General features: G+C 48.0%; 17 protein-coding genes. 4 read left to right on the plus strand and 13 right to left on the minus strand.

Annotation, left to right across the window (positions count from 1 at the left end; translation table 11 throughout):
- Positions 1-374: 374 nt before the first annotated feature.
- The 12 genes from FYJ59_RS08155 to FYJ59_RS08210 all read right to left on the minus strand — a co-directional run bounded on the left by FYJ59_RS08155 (position 375) and on the right by FYJ59_RS08210 (position 13,660).
- The gene (locus FYJ59_RS08155) at positions 375-2,120 is read right to left on the minus strand and encodes an ABC transporter ATP-binding protein (RefSeq protein WP_154496370.1); all 1,746 of its coding nucleotides are present in this window, start codon (positions 2,118-2,120) and stop codon (positions 375-377) included.
- A complete protein-coding gene (locus FYJ59_RS08160; protein WP_154496372.1) occupies positions 2,120-3,868 on the minus strand; it encodes an ABC transporter ATP-binding protein in 1,749 nt (582 codons plus the stop codon). Before FYJ59_RS08160 ends, FYJ59_RS08155 begins: the two co-directional genes overlap by 1 nt.
- Before the next feature lie 24 nt (positions 3,869-3,892).
- Entirely contained in the window at positions 3,893-4,678 is a 786-nt protein-coding gene (locus tag FYJ59_RS08165; protein ID WP_154496374.1) for a 4'-phosphopantetheinyl transferase family protein, read from the minus strand.
- Between the two features lie 25 nt (positions 4,679-4,703).
- The gene (gene aspS / locus FYJ59_RS08170; protein WP_154496376.1) at positions 4,704-6,467 is read right to left on the minus strand and encodes an aspartate--tRNA ligase; all 1,764 of its coding nucleotides are present in this window, start codon (positions 6,465-6,467) and stop codon (positions 4,704-4,706) included.
- Between the two features lie 26 nt (positions 6,468-6,493).
- The gene (hisS, locus tag FYJ59_RS08175; protein WP_117466233.1) at positions 6,494-7,756 is read right to left on the minus strand and encodes a histidine--tRNA ligase; all 1,263 of its coding nucleotides are present in this window, start codon (positions 7,754-7,756) and stop codon (positions 6,494-6,496) included.
- Between the two features lie 89 nt (positions 7,757-7,845).
- Positions 7,846-8,421 carry a chromate transporter gene (locus FYJ59_RS08180; RefSeq protein WP_154496377.1) on the minus strand — a complete coding sequence of 192 codons (576 nt, stop codon included), beginning with the start codon at positions 8,419-8,421 and terminating at the stop codon, positions 7,846-7,848.
- Positions 8,418-8,999: a chromate transporter gene (locus tag FYJ59_RS08185; protein ID WP_154496379.1), complete on the minus strand. Its 582-nt coding sequence runs from the start codon at positions 8,997-8,999 to the stop codon at positions 8,418-8,420. Before FYJ59_RS08185 ends, FYJ59_RS08180 begins: the two co-directional genes overlap by 4 nt.
- A 72-nt stretch (positions 9,000-9,071) precedes the next feature.
- Positions 9,072-9,833, minus strand: coding sequence for an amino acid ABC transporter ATP-binding protein (locus FYJ59_RS08190; protein WP_154496381.1), 762 nt, complete (start codon positions 9,831-9,833; stop codon positions 9,072-9,074).
- 37 nt (positions 9,834-9,870) lie between these two features.
- A complete protein-coding gene (locus FYJ59_RS08195) occupies positions 9,871-10,545 on the minus strand; it encodes an amino acid ABC transporter permease (RefSeq protein WP_154496383.1) in 675 nt (224 codons plus the stop codon).
- Positions 10,526-11,185 (minus strand): amino acid ABC transporter permease, encoded by a 660-nt coding sequence (locus FYJ59_RS08200; RefSeq protein WP_118546660.1) that lies wholly within the window; start codon positions 11,183-11,185, stop codon positions 10,526-10,528. Before FYJ59_RS08200 ends, FYJ59_RS08195 begins: the two co-directional genes overlap by 20 nt.
- Positions 11,186-11,323: 138 nt before the next feature.
- Complete coding sequence (locus tag FYJ59_RS08205) at positions 11,324-12,217, minus strand: transporter substrate-binding domain-containing protein (RefSeq protein ID WP_154496385.1); 894 nt, start codon at positions 12,215-12,217, stop codon at positions 11,324-11,326.
- A gap of 201 nt (positions 12,218-12,418) precedes the next feature.
- Positions 12,419-13,660 carry a C40 family peptidase gene (locus FYJ59_RS08210; protein WP_154496387.1) on the minus strand — a complete coding sequence of 414 codons (1,242 nt, stop codon included), beginning with the start codon at positions 13,658-13,660 and terminating at the stop codon, positions 12,419-12,421.
- Positions 13,661-13,904: 244 nt separating this feature from the next.
- On the opposite strand from FYJ59_RS08210, the gene FYJ59_RS08215 reads away from it, so the two are divergent.
- The 4 genes from FYJ59_RS08215 (at position 13,905) to FYJ59_RS08230 (ending at position 16,383) form a co-directional block, all read left to right on the plus strand.
- A complete protein-coding gene (locus FYJ59_RS08215; RefSeq protein WP_154496388.1) occupies positions 13,905-15,191 on the plus strand; it encodes a CapA family protein in 1,287 nt (428 codons plus the stop codon).
- 98 nt (positions 15,192-15,289) lie between these two features.
- The gene (locus tag FYJ59_RS08220) at positions 15,290-15,577 is read left to right on the plus strand and encodes a Dabb family protein (RefSeq protein WP_154496390.1); all 288 of its coding nucleotides are present in this window, start codon (positions 15,290-15,292) and stop codon (positions 15,575-15,577) included.
- A 19-nt stretch (positions 15,578-15,596) separates the two neighbouring features.
- Complete coding sequence (locus tag FYJ59_RS08225; RefSeq protein WP_154496392.1) at positions 15,597-15,890, plus strand: hypothetical protein; 294 nt, start codon at positions 15,597-15,599, stop codon at positions 15,888-15,890.
- A gap of 22 nt (positions 15,891-15,912) precedes the next feature.
- Positions 15,913-16,383 (plus strand): hypothetical protein, encoded by a 471-nt coding sequence (locus FYJ59_RS08230; protein WP_154496394.1) that lies wholly within the window; start codon positions 15,913-15,915, stop codon positions 16,381-16,383.
- Positions 16,384-16,741: 358 nt separating this feature from the next.
- Here FYJ59_RS08230 and FYJ59_RS08235 read toward each other — a convergent pair whose 3' ends face one another.
- On the minus strand, positions 16,742-18,343 hold the full coding sequence (locus tag FYJ59_RS08235) for a hypothetical protein (protein WP_154496396.1): 1,602 nt from the start codon (positions 18,341-18,343) through the stop codon (positions 16,742-16,744).
- Between the last annotated feature and the right edge of the window lie 20 nt (positions 18,344-18,363).

Raw genomic sequence — 18,363 nt, forward strand, 5'->3', positions numbered from 1 at the left:
GGTAGGACTTTACTTGTTAGGTGGACTATACCTCTCTTTCTATAGATTCTTTTGTACTTCTCTCACAACCTTCTCTGTTGGGTTGTTCCGTTTCTCTTTTGTTAAGTTTAATATAATACAAGGTTGCGTATTTGTCAACACATTTCTCGAAATATTTTAATTTATTTTCAATATTTTGATTGTGTTGGTATATTTTTACATTTTTTGATATTTTCTGACATATTTTCTGTCTTTTTTGGAAAAGAAAAGGGAAAAGGGCGCGCCGCTGCCGGGGAAAGTGTAACGAGCCATGCCGTATAAAGTCAAAAAAACTACCACTCCCTGGTGAGCAAGCTCCCCATTGAGTGGTAGTTTCCTTGCCTTTGCATGTCTCGTTACACGGCAAACTGGCTATTATACAGGTTCGCGTAGAATCCGCCTTGTGCCAGGAGGGTTTCATGGTTGCCCTGTTCGATGATATTGCCGTCTTTCATTACCAGGATGACATCAGCGCTCTGGATGGTGGAGAGTCTGTGGGCTACGATAAAGCTGGTGCGGCCTTCCATCATCGTGGCAAATGCATTCTGGATCTTGATCTCGGTACGGGTATCGATGGAGGAGGTTGCCTCATCGAGGATCAGCATGGGAGGCAGGCACAGCATTACTCTGGTAATGCATAAGAGCTGTTTCTGTCCCTGGGACAGGCTGCCTCCGTCCTCGGTGATCACGGTGTCATACCCATTGGGCAGGCGTTTAATGAAGCCGTGGGCATGGGAAGCCTTCGCCGCCCGGATGATCTCCTCTTCTGTGGCATCCGGCTTACCCATGCAGATATTGTCACGGATGGTGCCGGAACGCAGCCAGGTCTCCTGTAATACCATACCGTAATTGGTACGGAGGCTTCCTCTGGTGATGTCCCGGATATCGGTGCCGTCCACTTTAATGGAGCCGGAGTTCACATCATAGAATCGCATCAGCAGATTGATGACGGTGGTCTTACCGCATCCGGTAGGACCTACGATAGCAACTCTCTGACCGGGTTTTACCTGCAGGTTAAAGTTCTGGATCAGCTTCTTCTCCGGTACATACTGGAAATATACATCCTTCAGATCTACGTTGCCCTGAGCCTCTTCTAATACTCTTGCATCCGCAGCATCGGGCACCTGGGGTTCCTCGTCGATCAGTTCGAAGATACGTCCGGCACAGACAAAAGCGTTCTGCAATTCTGTTACCACGCCGGAGATCTCATTGAAGGGCTTGGTGTACTGGTTCGCATAGCTTAAAAAGCAGGACAGACGACCTACGCTGATACCGCCTTTGATCGCTACAAGCGCACCGAACACACCGACACCGGCATATACCAGACTGTTAACAAAACGGGTCGCCGGGTTCGTAATGGAGGAGAAAAAGATAGCTTTCAGAGAGCATTTCTGCAATCTGCCGTTAATCTCTCCAAACTTGCTCTTCACCGCTTCTCCTCTGGAAAAGGTATTTACGATCTTCTGGTTGTCAATCATTTCCTCAATCAGGGAGGTCTGCTCGCCTCTGGTCTCGGACTGCTCCTTGAACATGAAGTAGGTCTTGGTTGCAATGAATTTTGCCACCAGGAAGGATACCGGAGTGATACATACTACTACCAGTGTGATGGGCACATTGGTCACCAGCATGAATCCCAGCGTACACAGGATCGTCAGTACCCCGGTGAATAACTGGGTAAATCCCATCAGCAGACCGTCTGCGAAAGTATCCACGTCCGCAATGACACGACTCACGATATCACCGTAAGCATGGGCATCCAGATATTTTAAGGGCAGGATCTCCAGCTTCGCAAAAGCATCCGTACGGATATCCCGGATCACATGATAGGTAATATAGTTGTTGCAGGTGTTCATGATCCACTGGCCTACTGCTGTGATGATCATTGCGATGGCAATTTTTTTCATAACGGCAAAGATACCGGCCATATCTACCTGTCCCTTGCCGATGATCAGATCCACCGCATTACCGGTGAGGATAGGGATATATAAGGTCAGTAATACAGTCAGACCTGCTAACAACAGGGAGAGTACCAGTGCCGGTGTATATTTGCGGATATATTTCAACACCCGCTTCATTGTCTCTTTGTTATTTTTCTTCTGCATTACCGAACACCTCCTCTCTGTTCAGGGTACTGGGAATAATAGATCTCCTGATATACGGTGCAATCCTTTAGCAACTCATCATGGGTTCCCATACCTGCGATCTCCCCATCATCCAGGACGATGATCTTGTCCGCATGGCGGATCGTGGAGGCACGCTGGGATACGATAAAGGTTGTGGTCTTATCTTCCAAAGTACGGATTGCTGCACGGAGTTTTGCATCCGTTGCATAGTCCAGTGCGGAGGCACTGTCATCCAGGATCAGGATCTCGGGATTTCTGACCAAGGCTCTTGCAATTGTCAGACGCTGTCTCTGTCCACCGGAGAAGTTCTTACCGTTCTGTGCCACAGTTGCATCTAACTTTCCGGGCTTAACGTCTACCACTTCCGATGCCTGTGCCAGTTCCAGTGCTTTCCACATCTCCTCTTCGGTAGCATCCGGCTTGCCCCACTGGAGGTTGCTGCGGATCGTTCCTTTGAACAGGACTGCCTTCTGCGGTACGACACCGATACGTCCGCGCAATTCCTCATCACTCATGGTCCGGATATCTCTGCCTTCCAACAGGATCTCACCTTCTGTCGCCGGATAGAAACCGGGGATCAGATTCACCAGGGAGGTCTTACCGGAACCGGTACCTCCAATGATACCTACGGTATCGCCACGGTTTACGGTGAAGTTCATATCCTGCAAGGTAGGTGCTCCGGCTCCCTGATAAGTCAGGGATACATGTTTGAAGTCTAAGAAAGGTGCGCTCTTATCTACCTTATCCGCCAGTTTCTGATCCTGCGCTCCCACATATGCAGCATCTGCGCCGATATCGAAAACGGAAGCTACACGTTCTGCACATGCCAAAGCCTTGGTCATGGTCACGATCAGGTTTGCCAGCTTCACCAGCTCTACCAGGATCTGGTTCATGTAGTTGATGATCGCTACCACCTCACCCTGGCTTAAGTTACCGATATTGACCTGTACGGCACCGGTATAGATCAGAGCAATGATGGCTCCGTTTACAATGATATAGGTCACAGGATTCATGCAGGCGCTGATCTTGCCCACGAAGATCTGCATGGCCGACAATGCTTCGTTATTCTCCCGGAAACGGTCCGCCTCCTTTGCTTCCTGATGGAACGCACGAATGACACGGACACCGGTCAGGTTCTCTCTGGTAATGCCCAGCACCTGATCCAGTTTGGACTGCACCTTTTTGTACATGGGAATCGTGGATAAAATAATACCGAATACCACAACGGACAATAATGGAATTGCCACCACGAAGATCAGTGCACATTTCACATCAATGGTAAATGCCATGATCATGGCACCGAATACGATGATCGGGGAACGTAAGAACAGACGTAAGGTCATATTGATGCCGGACTGCACCTGGTTCACATCACTGGTCATACGGGTGATCATGGTGGAAGTTCCCGCCTTATCAATATCCGTAAAGCTCAGATCCTCAATATGATCAAACAATGCCTGACGCAGCTGGGTAGAAAATCCCACTGCCGCCTTGGCTGCGAAAAACTGTGCCGTAATGGACGAAGCCAGTCCCACTACGCCAAGGAGCAGCAGGAGCAGTCCCATTTTCCCGATATAACCCATGTTCCGGTTGGAAATACCATAGTCAATAATATTTGCCATTACCAGAGGAACCAACAGTTCAAAAAATGCTTCCAGCAGCTTGAACAACGGTGCCAGGATAGACTCTTTCTTGTAATCCTTTAGGTACATCATTAATCGCTTCATAAAGTCCTCATTTCTATGCATTTTCTATGTTTTACTATTTCCCGTTTTCCTTGAATTTAACACTTCTGCTGTTCCGTAGCAGACCGCCAGCGAATACCCCGCTTCCAAAATCTGTTCCCGGAAACATATCTTCTTTTCCTTCCATCTGCGCTCGTCGGAAAAGTCTTCTCCCACGACGCTGCCGATCCCCTGTCCGGTATATTTGCCGTAGGCTTCTTTTCTGCTCCACAAGCGGTAGAACAGCTCGGTCCGTTTCTCCACGTCCGTCTCCTGCAGCAGTTTCCACTCTGCCTTTGCGAAAAAACGCTCTGCCGTACGATCTTTGAAGGGGACCCATTTTTGGATATCCACTCCCACTTCTCCGTCGCTGACCCCACAGACCACATAGTCTCCGGAATGAGACAGATTAAATTTCTTCGGAAAATTTACAATCTGCGGTTTGCCCTGTTCTCCATATTCATAGGAAAAAGAGAAGGGGGACGTCTGCTCTCTGAGCATCCGCGCCTGCAGCACTGCAAGCAGTTCATCCTCTTCCAGGAACAGGATATCGGTATTCTCAATGCCTTCTGTCAGATCCATTGCTATCTTTTGCAACAGCATTCCGGCGCCGAGACTGGCTACTTTCGCTCCGGTCCCCTTTAACCGTTCTGTCTTGCTCCGTCGCACCGGATCCACACATTCCAATGCTTCCCGTAAGAAACTCTGTCTCGTCTCTTCCTCACAGGAATGCAGATGCAATACATAAATTCCTACAGCCATGTCCTTCTCCCGGCAGATCGCCATATCCATCCAACACAAAGGCTGTCGCATGAAAATTCCTGCGACAGCCTTATGATTATTCTTCCGGTTTTGCAGTGATCGCCAGATGCAGTTCGTCTAACTGCTTCTGTTCTACCGTACCCGGTGCTCCCATCATAATATCCATTGCGTTCTTGTTCATCGGGAAAGGAATGATCTCACGGATGCTTTCCTCACCACAGATCAGCATGATCATACGGTCTACGCCGGGAGCGATTCCTGCATGGGGGGGTGCTCCGTAGCAGAATGCATTGTACATGGCAGGGAACTTAGCCTTCACATCGGCTTCACCTAAGCCCACCAGTTCGAATGCCTTGATCATGATCTCCGGATCATGGTTTCTCACCGCACCGGAGGACAGCTCTACACCGTTGCAGACCAGATCGTACTGGTATGCCAGGATCTCTAAGGGATCCTGATTGTTCAGCGCGTCCATACCACCCTGGGGCATGGAGAACGGATTATGACAGAATTCCAGTTCTCCGGACTCCTCGCCGATCTCATACATCGGGAAATCCACGATCCAGCAGAACTCATAGCAATCCTTCTTCATATGTTTCTCGCTGGCTGCACCCAACAGCTTTCTGTAGACACCTGCTGTCTTCTGTGCTTCCAGCTTCTTGCCTGCGGCAAGACCGACAAAGTCACCGTTCTTAAGACCTAACGCCTTGATGACTTCTTCCTTGCGGTCCTGTAAGAACTTGGCGATACCGCCTACGAACTCTCCGTTCTCATCTACACGGAACCAGAAGCCCTTGCGTGCAGTCTGTACCTCTACCTCTGCACAGATCGCGTCGATCTGCTTACGGGTAGCGGTGAAGTCATCTACAACGATAGCCTTTACAGTCTGACCCTCAAAAGCTGCAAAGCCGCAGCCCTGCATTACTTCCGTAGCATCTGTCAGCACCAGATCAATACGCAGATCCGGCTTATCGGAGCCGTACTTATCCATAGCCTCCAGATAAGGGATGCGTACGAAAGGCGCCTTGGAAGCTTCTTTATAAATGCCATACTTTTCAAATACGGGAGGCAGCACCTGCTCTACGATGGAGAATACATCTTCCTGGGAAGCGAATGCCATCTCCATATCCAGCTGATAGAATTCTCCGGGAGAACGGTCTGCTCTCGCATCCTCATCACGGAAGCAGGGAGCGATCTGGAAATAACGATCAAAACCGGATGCCATCAGGATCTGCTTGAACTGCTGGGGTGCCTGGGGCAGAGCGTAGAACTTGCCGGGATGATTTCTGGCGGGAACCAGATAATCTCTCGCTCCTTCCGGAGAGGAACAGGTCAGGATAGGAGTCGTGATCTCCATGAAATTCAAAGCATACATTCTCTGACGCAGTTCTGCCACGATCTGGCTTCTCATCACGATATTTTTCTTCATGTTCGGATTTCTCAGATCCAGGTAACGGTATTTCAGACGGGCATTCTCGTCTGCATCCTTGGACTGATTGATTTCAAAGGGAAGTGCATTGTAAATACATTTTCCCAAAATCTCGATCTTATCGGGTACTACCTCAATCTCACCGGTGGGCAGATTAGTATTTTTGCTGGAACGCTCTCTTACCACGCCTTCCACGGAGATGGTGGACTCCTTGTTGATGCCATCCATGACATTCATCATTTCCTCGGTCTCTACTACCAGCTGGGTGGTTCCGTAGAAATCACGCAGAATGACAAAGCCGAGATTTTTGCTGACTTTTCTCATGTTCTCGAACCAGCCGACCAGTGTGACTCTCTCACCGACGTTGCCGATCCGAAGTTCATTACAGTTATGTGTTCTGGACTGAATCATTGCTTTTGCTCCTTCATCTGTTACTTTTATCTCTTTAATTCTTCTTTATAGAATTCCACGAATTCTTCGTAGCCTTCCTTATTCAGCTGTTCCTTCTGGAACTTCTTGTTCTTGTTCATGCGGGCTACCAGTACCTGGGTACCGTCCTTACGGGCTTCCTGCGCCTGTGCGATCACTTCACACAGTCTTTCGCCGCTTACACCCTTCTCGATCAGATATGCCACCTGCTTCGGTCTCGTGGGCACCTGGAAGCCTCTCTCCATGAGCAGCATGATGATACGCTCGAAGCCGATGGAGAATCCGCAGGCGGGCACATCATTGCCGGTGAATTTACCGACCATCTTGTCGTAACGTCCGCCGCCACCGCAGCTGCCGCCGAATTCCGGCATGGCGATCTCAAAAATGGTTCCGGTATAATAAGACATGCCTCTTACCAGCGTAGCGTCGAACACAATCTCGAAATCGGAAGCCTTCGTCGCTCTGACGCTGTCCATGATCTCTCTGAGACTCTGGGCGATCTCGGGCTCTAAGAATCCTTCCAGGGTATCCGCCAGATAAGCCACACCGTCCTCGGCACTTTCCAGTCCCTTGAACAGTTCCAGATACTTGTCTACACATGCCTTGTCAAAACCGTTCTCCAAAAGCTCTGCTTCCACACCTTCCAGGCCGATCTTATCCATTTTGTCCAGAGTAATGAATACGCTGTCATAGGACTCTTCGGGGAATCCGCTGTAAGCAGCCATTGCCTTCAGAATACGACGTTCATTGATACGGATCTGGAAATTTTTAAATCCAAGCCTGCCCAGTGTGGTGGTGGTCGCCAGGATCAGTTCGATCTCTGCTAAGTTAGACGGCTCACCGAGGATATCGATATCACACTGCATGAACTGACGATATCTTCCTCTCTGGGGTCTGTCCGCTCTCCATACATTGCCCATCTGCAATGCCTTAAAAGGAGAGGGCAGGGATGCCGCGTTGTTGGAATAATAACGTACCAAAGGCACCGTCAGGTCATAACGCAGACCACTGTCCACTACCTCTTCCTCTGTGGTTGCGGCTGCCACGTTCAGTTTCTCGCCGCGCTTTAAGATCTTGAAGATCAGCTTCTCATTGTCGCCGCCCTGCTTACTGCTTAAGTTTGCAATATTTTCCACGCAGGGAGTCTCAATGGAAGTAAAACCGAATTTGCCGTAGGTGTCCTTGATGACGCTGATCACGTAATCACGGATCTGCATCTCCTCCGGCAGGATATCTTTCATGCCCGTTGTGGGCTTCTTGCTAAGTGCCATGGTATTCTACCCTTCCGCTCTTGAATTTATATCTTATATATGATACTTTTTTTCCGTTTGGCTGTCAACCCTCCCGGTTCCTGCTTTTATTAGAAACAGGTCCCCTGAATTGTCATAGAAATCCCTACTTTCATGACACCTGCCAGCACCATGACCCAGATGGGATTCATTTTCGTCTTCCGAAGCAGCAGCACACAGATAACGAAGATCAAGACCATACTCCACTCAGTTCCCGTCAGTAAGATGCTCTCCCCACTTCCCCAGAATGCATCTTTGAGGATCAATATTCCTGCCGATGCGATCATTGCCACCACTGCCGGTCTTAAGGACTTCAGTACACCCTGTAACAGATCCAGGTTACGATACTTCAGGTATAGTCTTGCCAGGATCGTCACGAGGATGCAGGAGGGCAGAATACATCCGGCCGTTGCCACCATGGCTCCGGGAATCCCGGCAATCTTCATTCCCACAAAAGTAGCGGAATTCACTGCAATGGGTCCGGGTGTCATCTGAGATATCGTGATCAGATCCGTGAATTCCGACATGGTAAGCCACCCATGGAGCGTGACCACCTGCCCCTGGATCAGCGGCATTGCGGCATAACCGCCGCCGAAGCTGAACATTCCTATTTGCAGAAAGCTTAAAAATAATTGCAGATAGATCATTTTCCGGCCCTCCTTTTGGCAAGAAGTGTCCGGGCCACACCCAGCAGTCCGCAGACGATCACAATGTAGATCACATTGATCTCCAGAATACATGCTGCCAGAAAAGCTCCCAGCATAATGACAAGTGACATGGGATCTTTTTCTTTTACGATCGGGGCTCCCATATCATAGGTCACGGAGGCAATTACCGCTCCCACTCCTGCCTGCATCCCGGACAGCATCTGCGCCACAAAGAAGTTACTGCGGAATGCATTGTAGCAGATGGAGATCACAGAAATGATAGCAAAAGGGGGCAGGATCGTTCCCAGGATCGCCACCAGTGTCCCCGGGATCCCGGCCAGCTTGTACCCCACCACGATAGCTCCGTTGACTGCGATCGCACCGGGCGAGGACTGGGCAATGGCCACCAGATCCAGCATTTCGTCTTCTCCGATCCAGTGGTATTCATCCACGAATTTTTTCTTCATCAGCGTAACGATGACATACCCCCCACCAAAGGTGAATGCACTTAAATATAATGTGGACAGAAATATTTTCCATAATCTCTGTCTGTACTTTTGGGTATCTTTTTCCGGCATATCTTATCTCCTGTTTCTGTTAACATGTAAAAGCCCTCCGGAGCTTTCCGGAAGGCCCTTTGTATCATTTATTTACTCTACATGATGCTCCACCTGTTCAAACGTAAACACATTCAAAAACTGTTTTGCTCTCTCTGTCTTCGGATGTTCAAAAAATTCTTCCGGAGCAGCTTCCTCCACGATCTTTCCCTGATCAATGAAAATAACTTTATCCGCTACCGCCTTGGCAAACTGCATCTCATGGGTGACGATGAGCATGGTCTTACCCTGCTTTGCCAGATCCAGCATAACATCCAGCACCTCTCGTACCATCTCCGGATCCAGTGCTGCCGTTACCTCATCGAATAAGAGAATCTCCGGATGCATACAGAGTGCTCTTACAATGGCTACTCTCTGCTTCTGTCCACCGGACAGCTGTCTGGGATAGCTCTTCGCCTTATCAGCCAGACCTACTCGCGCTAACAGCTCCATAGCTTCTTTTCGCACTTCTGTCTTATCACGCTTCTGTACTTTCACAGGTGCCAGCGTAATATTGTCGATCACCGTCAGATGCGGGAACAGTTCATAGCTCTGGAATACCATGCCGATCTTCTGCCGCAGGGTGGTGATATTTTTGCTGCCCTTACGGATATCCATTCCCTGCAGTTTTATCGTGCCACCCTGAATGGGCTCCAGTGCATTAATGCATCGAAGCAGGGTACTCTTACCGCAGCCGCTGGGACCTACCACTACCAGTACGTCTCCTTTTTTCACTTCCAGATGAATTCCATCGAGAATCTTCTGCCCTTCGTATTCTTTTGTCAGGTTCTCTATTTTCAACAATGTCTCTGCCATGTCTTCACTCCATTCTTATTCCAACCCTGATCCATCTTTAATTCCATTTCTTTTCCAAAACCCTCGCCAGTACACTGAAGGGCCAGCAGGCAAAGAAATACAAAACGAATACTACAAGGAATACGCCAAAAGCAGCATTGGGACTGCTCATACGATTCGCCTCAATGATCTGCTGCGCTACTTTTAACATCTCCACTACGCCGATCATCAGTACCAGACTGGTAGTCTTGATCATACGGGTGATCAGGTTGATAGACAATGGGATCAGTCGCCGCACAGTCTGGGGAATGATGATGTACAGATATGTCTGTATCTTACTAAGTCCCAGTGCCTCACTGCTTTCATACTGATGCTTTGGGATGCTGATCAGCGCTCCGCGCACCAGATCTCCCATCTCTGCAGTTCCCCACAGGACGAATACGATCACGGATGCCACCTCACCGGATAAGTTCCATCCCAGTGCTCTGGTGGAACCGAAATATACGATGAACAATAATACCAGCTGCGGCATGATACGTATGAATTCCAGATAGACACGGAAAATCGCTTTCACCACTTTATTTTTTACCGTCATCAGTGCCCCTACCAGAATACCCAGGGGCATACTGATCAGAATGGACACAATACTGATCTTCATGGCTACCCACAATCCTTGTAAGAGGCGGAGCATATTTGTGCCTTTGAATAAAACATCAATCCCCAAATCCGGCATAACGCATCCTCCTCTCCACCAGTGATCCTATGATCGATACAGGCAACAGGATCAGCAGATAAAATACTACCAGGAGGAACAGGCTCTCCGTAGTCTTATAATAGAGACCAATCAGGTCTTTGGCGGTGAACATCAGGTCCATCAGACTGATGGCGCTGAACACACTGGTCTCTTTTAACAGGAAAATGATATTTGCCACAAATGCGGGAATACTGGTGGACATTGCCTGGGGCAGGATCACATATCCCAACACCTGTCGGGAATTCATTCCCAGACTGATGGCACTTTCACTCTGAATGGGTTCTACGGATTCCAGACCGCTGCGGAAGCTTTCTGCCATATAGCTGCCGCCTAAAAATGCCAGACCGACTACACCGCACAGCTCCGCCGACATCCGGATCCCGATCTTCGGGAAGCCGTAATAGATAAAAAACAGCTGCACCAGAAGCGGTGTGTTACGGCTCAGTTCCACGTAGACTGCCACGATCCACCGCAGCACCGGCACTTTATAGTATTGAACCGCTGCACAGATGAGCCCCACCAGGATCGCAAACAGGATGCCAACGATACCTATTTTCACGGTCAGAAGTGCTGCCTTTTCGTACATGGGCAGATATTTTTCAATAAATTCCCAGTTCATGTATCTATGTCCTTTCCGGTAAAGTTCAAAATAATCTTTTAGATTATATCAAATGTATTTCTCAGATGCAAGAAAAGACTGCGGCGGCAGCTTACGTGCCCCGCAGTCCCCTCTATATCATCTTATTCCCATCGTACCTTACTGTGCGTTTACTTTGCCGCCCTCTACTACCAGGCTGTCCTCATAGTCCAGACCATAGGTGTCTGCCAGAGTTGCTTCGTAATCTGCATGGAAAAAGTTCTCCTCACCCAAAGCTACGATCTCATCATTGATCCAGTCAAGCAGTGTGGTGTTGCCCTTGGAAACAGCGGGAGCAATGGTGTCTGCACTGCCCAGGGAAGGAATACCTACGGTATATCCTTCGTTCTGCAGAGCGAATGCGATAACTTCGGTGTTATCATTTGCCCATGCAACAGAAGTGCCGTTCTCGAAAGCTTCTTTTGCGGTTGCATAGGAATCAAACTTCTGTAAAGGAATATCCGGATAGTTTGCGATCAGATATGTCTCAGCGGTAGTGCCGGAGATTACAATGATGGAATCATCTGCATTCCAGTTGTCTAAGGAAGTGATCACATTATCATCCTTGGATACCACGCCAAGTGACACATTCATATAAGGAGAAGCGAAATCCACTTCCTCTGCTCTCTCGGGAGTTACGGTAAAGTTCGCCAGGATCACATCTACCTTACCGGTCTGTAAATACTCAATACGATTGGCTGCCTCTGTAGATACGAAATTCACATCTACCCCCAGGTCTTCACCGAGTCTTCTTGCATAATACACATCATAGCCCTGATATTCACCGTTCTCATCCACATAGCCGAACGGGTTTTTATCGGAGAATACTCCGATGTTAATGGTTCCGCTCTCCTTGATCTCATCCAGTGTGCGGTATACTGCCTTGCCGTCTGCTGCCGCTGCGCTTCCTGCGTCTGCGGTTTTGCTGTCACTGCTGCCGCATGCGGTCAATCCCAGTGCCAATACTCCTGTCAGTGCCAGTGCTAATACATTTCTCCATGCTTTTCTTTTCATAATCTTTTCCTCCTCTTTGCTGTCTTGCTTAAGTGTCGCATCAAGTTATGTGAGGATTATATTCCCTATTTCATACTATGTCAATAGGAAAGCAGTAAATTATTTTTATTATTTTCACTGCGCAAAAATAGAGCACCGGGACTCCGGGAGATTTCGTGCTCACCAAAGACCGGGTACTCCATAATTTAAATACGAATGTGGCTAATCAATAACATTTCTCATACCAATAATGGGGCTGTAATCCACTGCACTGATGATGACACCTTTCCGTGAATTAGCGGAATGAATAATCTGTCCGTCACCGATATACAGTCCTACATGGGTACAGCTCTTCCCTTCATTGGAACTATAGCATACAATATCTCCGGGCTGAAGCTCTTCAGAGCTGATGCTGCGTCCGGCACCGGAATACTGTCCTCCCGGTGTACGGCTGATAGAATAGCCGAACTCCGCATAGATAAAGCAGGTGAATCCGGAACAATCCGTACCCCCTGACAGACTGGAACCTCCGTGTACATACCGGTTGCCCAAATACTGCATGGCATAATCAATGATTCCCTGTCTGAGCTCCGCATTTGAGGTATAGGTTGTAGTGGGAAGTGTGATGTTCGTGATCACCTCCGGGGCATCCTGCTCGGCAGTCTGTTCTCTTGCCTGCAATGCCTTCTGTGCGGCAATTTCCGCCTGTTCCTCTTCTATTGTCTTCGCATAGATAAATTCTTCCGAGATCGTCACATATTCCGCAGAGATATAGCCTTCCTTGCTGTCGGTGTACTGTACCTTCAACCAGTCTCCGTCATTTTCCAGAATTTTTACCTTTTCTCCATTGTCAATGTAACCAATTCTTTTTGCATCTGTGGCAGGATCCCGTCTCACATTCAGACGGTCTGCGGTAACAACAGCATATCTGGTCACATAATTGTCTACAACCTCAGCTGCTGCATCTCCATAGATGAAAAACTCTGCCTTGATATAACCCTCCACATTACCGGAGATGATCCGGAACCAGTCCTGATCCTCTCCTGCCACATCCAGGATCTGTGCCACCGCTCCGTCATAGATTTTGCCCACTACGGCACTGTCCGTGTTCGGTTCTGTCCGAACATTGACGTAATTCGTCACATTGGCGATCGCTAACGACGCATATTCATCTGCGGTCGTATCCTCTACGGAAGCTTCGTCTACCGGGACATCCTCCGGATCCGACACCCCTTCCAGTGCTCTGGGATCCTCCGTCTCGCCACCCTGTACCGCCAGAAGATCCTCTATGGTAATCTGTCCGGTAGCCGGGATCGGCTCGACACCGATCTGATGTATTTCTGCCGCATGTACTTTCTGTACCGAGGCTTCACTCTGTATTTTTAGTTCTCCGTTTCCTGCTGCCACCACCATACTGACTCCGGTGAGTGCGACCGCCAGTGCCATGAACATTCTTTTTTTCATTATAATCCCTGTTACTTCCTGCAACTTTGGTTTTCTGATGACGTTCGGAATTATAACACATACGACAACACCAGTCCACAAATTTTGCTAAATATCTTAAAAAATTCAGGCAGCTGAATTCCTGCTGAATTCCAGCTTATATTGTTTTGCATGAGTTCGTTGTAAATGCTATAATACCTATAGTATTTTTACACATAAGATTGCGCCGCCGCTTTGCAGGTTGCAGAAAGGCAGGAATTCATTTATGAAAAAAACAAATTCCCGGTTATACCTTCTCCTGATCCTTGTTCCGCTGATATTATTCGCCGGTATCATTGGCTATTATTTTTTAGGACCGGCTGCTACCGGAGGTCGTCCCGTTGCTGTTACGGCTACTCCCACTCCGGTGCCTTCTCCCACACCGCTTCCTACTCCCACGCCTTTTTGGGAGCATGATATTACACTCATGGCCGTAGGGGATAATCTGATGCACATGGGGATCGTGGCCAGTGGCAGACAGGAGGACGGTACCTATGATTATTCCATGCTGTTCGATGGGATCCGCCCTTTTCTGGATACCGCAGATGTGAAGATCATCAATCAGGAGACCATCCTTGGCGGAAATTCCCGTGGTTTTTCCGGTTTTCCCTATTTCAACTCCCCTACTGAGGTCGGGGATGCAATCGCAGATGCAGGCTTCAATGTGGTATTGCATGCTTCCAATCATACCGCAGACCAAAAACTGGATGGCTTATTGTATTGTGCACAATTCTGGAAAGAGCAGCATCCTGATATTCTTGTGACTGGTATCCACGAAGATATTTCTCAGGCAGACGATATTCCTTTGCTTACCGTAGAGGATGTGACCTTTGCAATCCTGAACTATACTTACGGTGCCAATACAGAGACACTGCCCTTAAATCTTCTGGGGCATCTGAATCTTCTGTGTGCCGTAAATGAACAGACCGGGCAGATGGATTTTACCACGCTGAACCCTCAGGTCTTAGAGGACATCTCCCGGGCCAAAAAGCTTGCTGACATTGTGATCGTCTGCCCTCACTGGGGAACCGAATATTCATCCAAGGCATCAAGTTATCAGAAAAAGTGGGCTGAGGCCATGACCGAAGCCGGGGCTGATGTCATCATCGGAACCCACCCTCATGTAGTAGAGCCTGTGGAATGGATCACCGCAGAAAACGGCAACGAAGCCCTGTGCTATTACTCTCTGGGAAATTATGTATCCTCCCAAAAGAAAGCCATCAGCATGTTGGAAGCGCTTGCCTGGGTCACCTTCCATGTCACAGAAGATGATATTACGATAGACAGAGAACATACCGGAGCACTTCCTCTTGTCTGTCAGTATACTGCAGGGCCGGTACGTTTTCAGAACGTATACCTGTTAGAGGATTATACGGAGGATCTTGCTGCATCCCATGGCATCCGTAACTACGGCGGCGTAACCCTACGCCTGGAAGACCTGCAAAAATGGAGCACAGAGACCCTGGGAGATTTCGTACTCACCAAAGATCAGGTACTCCATAATTTTAAATAGCGATATTCAAAAAATATTGCTCTATTTTCTTTCTTGTCGTATAATGCTTTTGTCAATTAAAACGCTAATGCGTTGAAGCATTCAAATGGAGGTATTATATGGTACATTACGTGTTACTAAAATTCAAAGCGGGAACTGATGTGGATGCCATTGAGCTCAATATGCGTGAAACTTACCGCCAGCTGGAGCAGGAACTGCCTTTTTTGACAGAGCCTTTCGTCTGGCGCAACTGTGTTGAACGTGATTCCAACGCAGATATCATGGCCACGATTCATTTGGATAATGCCACACAGCTTAAGGATTATCTGACCCATCCGCTACATGTGGCAATGGCTGATAACTTCAAGGATGCTGTGGTCACCAGAATTTCTTTTGACCACGAATAAATAGTAAGGGGGATTGCACATGAAAAAACAGAATCTTTTTGCGACTTCATATCTTGGTGTTGCCGCCGTATGGCTCGGCGGCCATTTTGGTCCGGGTTTTGCCACGGGAGCTTTCAGTGTCACTTATTATGTAAAATACGGCTGGGTCGGCTTATTCATGCCACTGCTTGCCATGCTGGTTACCGGTGGTGTTATGTTCTATATGACGGAATATGCCCGCAGTCACGGTACCACAAGTTACAAACCGTTTGTTCTGTCCTGTTATGGGGAAAAGGCCGGTAAATTTATCAGTATTGTTTACGATCTGTTTTAATGTTATGTCTGTTGCTGATATTTTGGAAGACAGAGCCGCAACAAAAAAGGCAATCATTGCCGGCTATATCATCACTGTCATTCTGATGATCGCCATTGCTTTTACCCTGTTCTGTTATGTTACGGTGATCCCGGATCTCTGTAATCCCGGCGTTGTACCGGTTCCTATCATGGCAGTACTGGGCAGACTGGGATTCCCCTGGCTGACCTATGTCTTCGTAGCGCTGATGACACTTGCAGTACTTACCAGTGCCGCCGGACTTGCAAATGCCGGTTGCGTACGTTTTAATAAACTGTTCTCCTTTATTGAAAACCAGCAGCTGCGCCGTGCAGTCATCACCGTCATCCTGTTAGGTATCGCCGCTTTTGGTGCCTCCTTCGGCATGAAGGCATTGCTTCAGAAGGGTACCAGCATTATCGGATATATCGGTATCCTTACTCTGGTCATTCCGGCGTATACCATTGTGCGTTCCAAGACAAAAAAAGATCACTAATATCTCCTATTAAAAATACTCCCCGAATCATCCGGGGAGTATTTTTGATAGGATACGGTTTATTCATTATATATCCTATTTTACAGCTTTGTTCCAAGTACTGCATTATACCCTGTCGCAGCAAACACACTGAATCAGGCTCTTATACTCAATCATAAATTGCTCTTTTCTCCCAAATCACCATAATAAATCCTGCGCTTTTGCCGCATTTGCTCCATTATTTTTATGATTGTAAAAAACTTTTTGACATTTTTCTAATTCCATACAATCATAACAACCATCGATTCCCTTTTCCTTACAGCATTTTACACTTGGACATTTCATAATAATATCGCTCCTATAATTTATTGTTTTTCCATTAAAGAGCCGAAAAACGGGCAACACCTTTTTTCCGCAGCCACAGATAGGCCAAGACGGATAAGAAAAGATTTGCAGCCACAAAGCAGCTCATATATCCGCAAAAGCCCAGCATCCATCCGGGCAGGAGCATAAATCCCACGAACAGCAGCACGATATATCCGAAGCCGCCAAACAATATGATCATGACCGCGCCTCCTTGCTTGATGGGCACGATCTCGTTCGTCCATGTCAATGTCGGCATTTTGACGCCAAGGGACAAGCCAACCAGTGCCATAAACAGCGTATAAGAACCAGCAAAAAGAAGAAGCATCAGCAGTTGCATCAGATGTAGGGGATAAACTGCCGCCGTGCAAACAATACACAGGAGCAGGGGCAAATCGGTCAAGAAAAGTTGCATCCTGATTTTTGCCTGAAAAATCCTCCATGGCTCTACCGGGAGAGATTGCAGCAGCCAAAGGCTTTTCCCCTCCAAGGATACCGAGGGTGCGGTCATAAAGTTCACGGAGGCAAAACTGCAAAGCATCACGCACAGTAGGAATGGTACACAGTCGGGCATTTCAGCAAAGATGGCATTCAGCATGGCAAACAATTCGCTGCCCTTCCACAGAACAGCAATCGCACAGACCGGCATCAGGAAGCTGCCAAGACCGCAGTTGAGCATATAGCTGGGACTTGCAGCAAAACGGGAAAACTCCCGGCACAGCAATGCCGTGTTGGTGCTTCGCTGTCCGTTGTGCGTCTCCCGGTATTCTCTGCGCACCACTTTACCCGTAGTGGTTGCAATCTGCAAAAAGCTGTGAGAAAGCAATATCCACATCAGTGTAAATAACGCAGCAACCGTCGCAAATACAAGGATGGATGCCCTGACATCGCCAATTCCAACACTGCCGAACAGATACACGGGATAGAAAACACCTTTGATCCGTGCGCCATAAACCGCGGCATTTGCCAGCAAATCCTGAATCATGCTCTGCGCCTTGAAATATACAAAATAATATACGCCGATAACTATCAACGAAATTAGCACAGTAACCAGGCTCTTGTGTTTTAGCTTCTGGCTGATTTGGGCCACCAACCATCCCAGCACACAGGAGATGATCAATACAAATACAGAAATTAACAAGGTCATCAGTAAACCACCAAAGACCACCGGTAGCGAAACACCTGCTATGGTCCAGTAGACAATGATTGCCGGCACAATGACAACGGCAGAATACAAAAGTCCCATCAGGCAGACCCCGAACAGGTGTGCGCCCACCAATGCCGAAACAGGAATTGGCATAGACAGAAGCAAATCATTGTCCTTTGGCAGATACAGACCAGCATAAGTATTGAACACGCTTCCGAAAGCACCTAGCAGCACGGCAATCAAACCCATCAGCGCAAAATACATCCAGTCCATGCCCGCTTCAATCAGTGGGGTGCATAGTTTTGCGGCAAGAAATGTAAAAATTCCACCCAAAAGTCCAAAAACCAGCAAAATAAACAAAGCGAAGTACATAGCAGTTGACGCTTTGGAACGAGCCTTATTCTTTTTAGCATCATAAAAATAGACTTGAAAAATTTCAAGCAACTGTTTCTTCAGCAAAAGTTTTAACATGATTCTCCCTCCAACTCCAG

The sequence above is a fragment of the Waltera intestinalis genome (assembly GCF_009695995.1).
Lineage (GTDB): Bacteria > Bacillota > Clostridia > Lachnospirales > Lachnospiraceae > Acetatifactor > Acetatifactor intestinalis.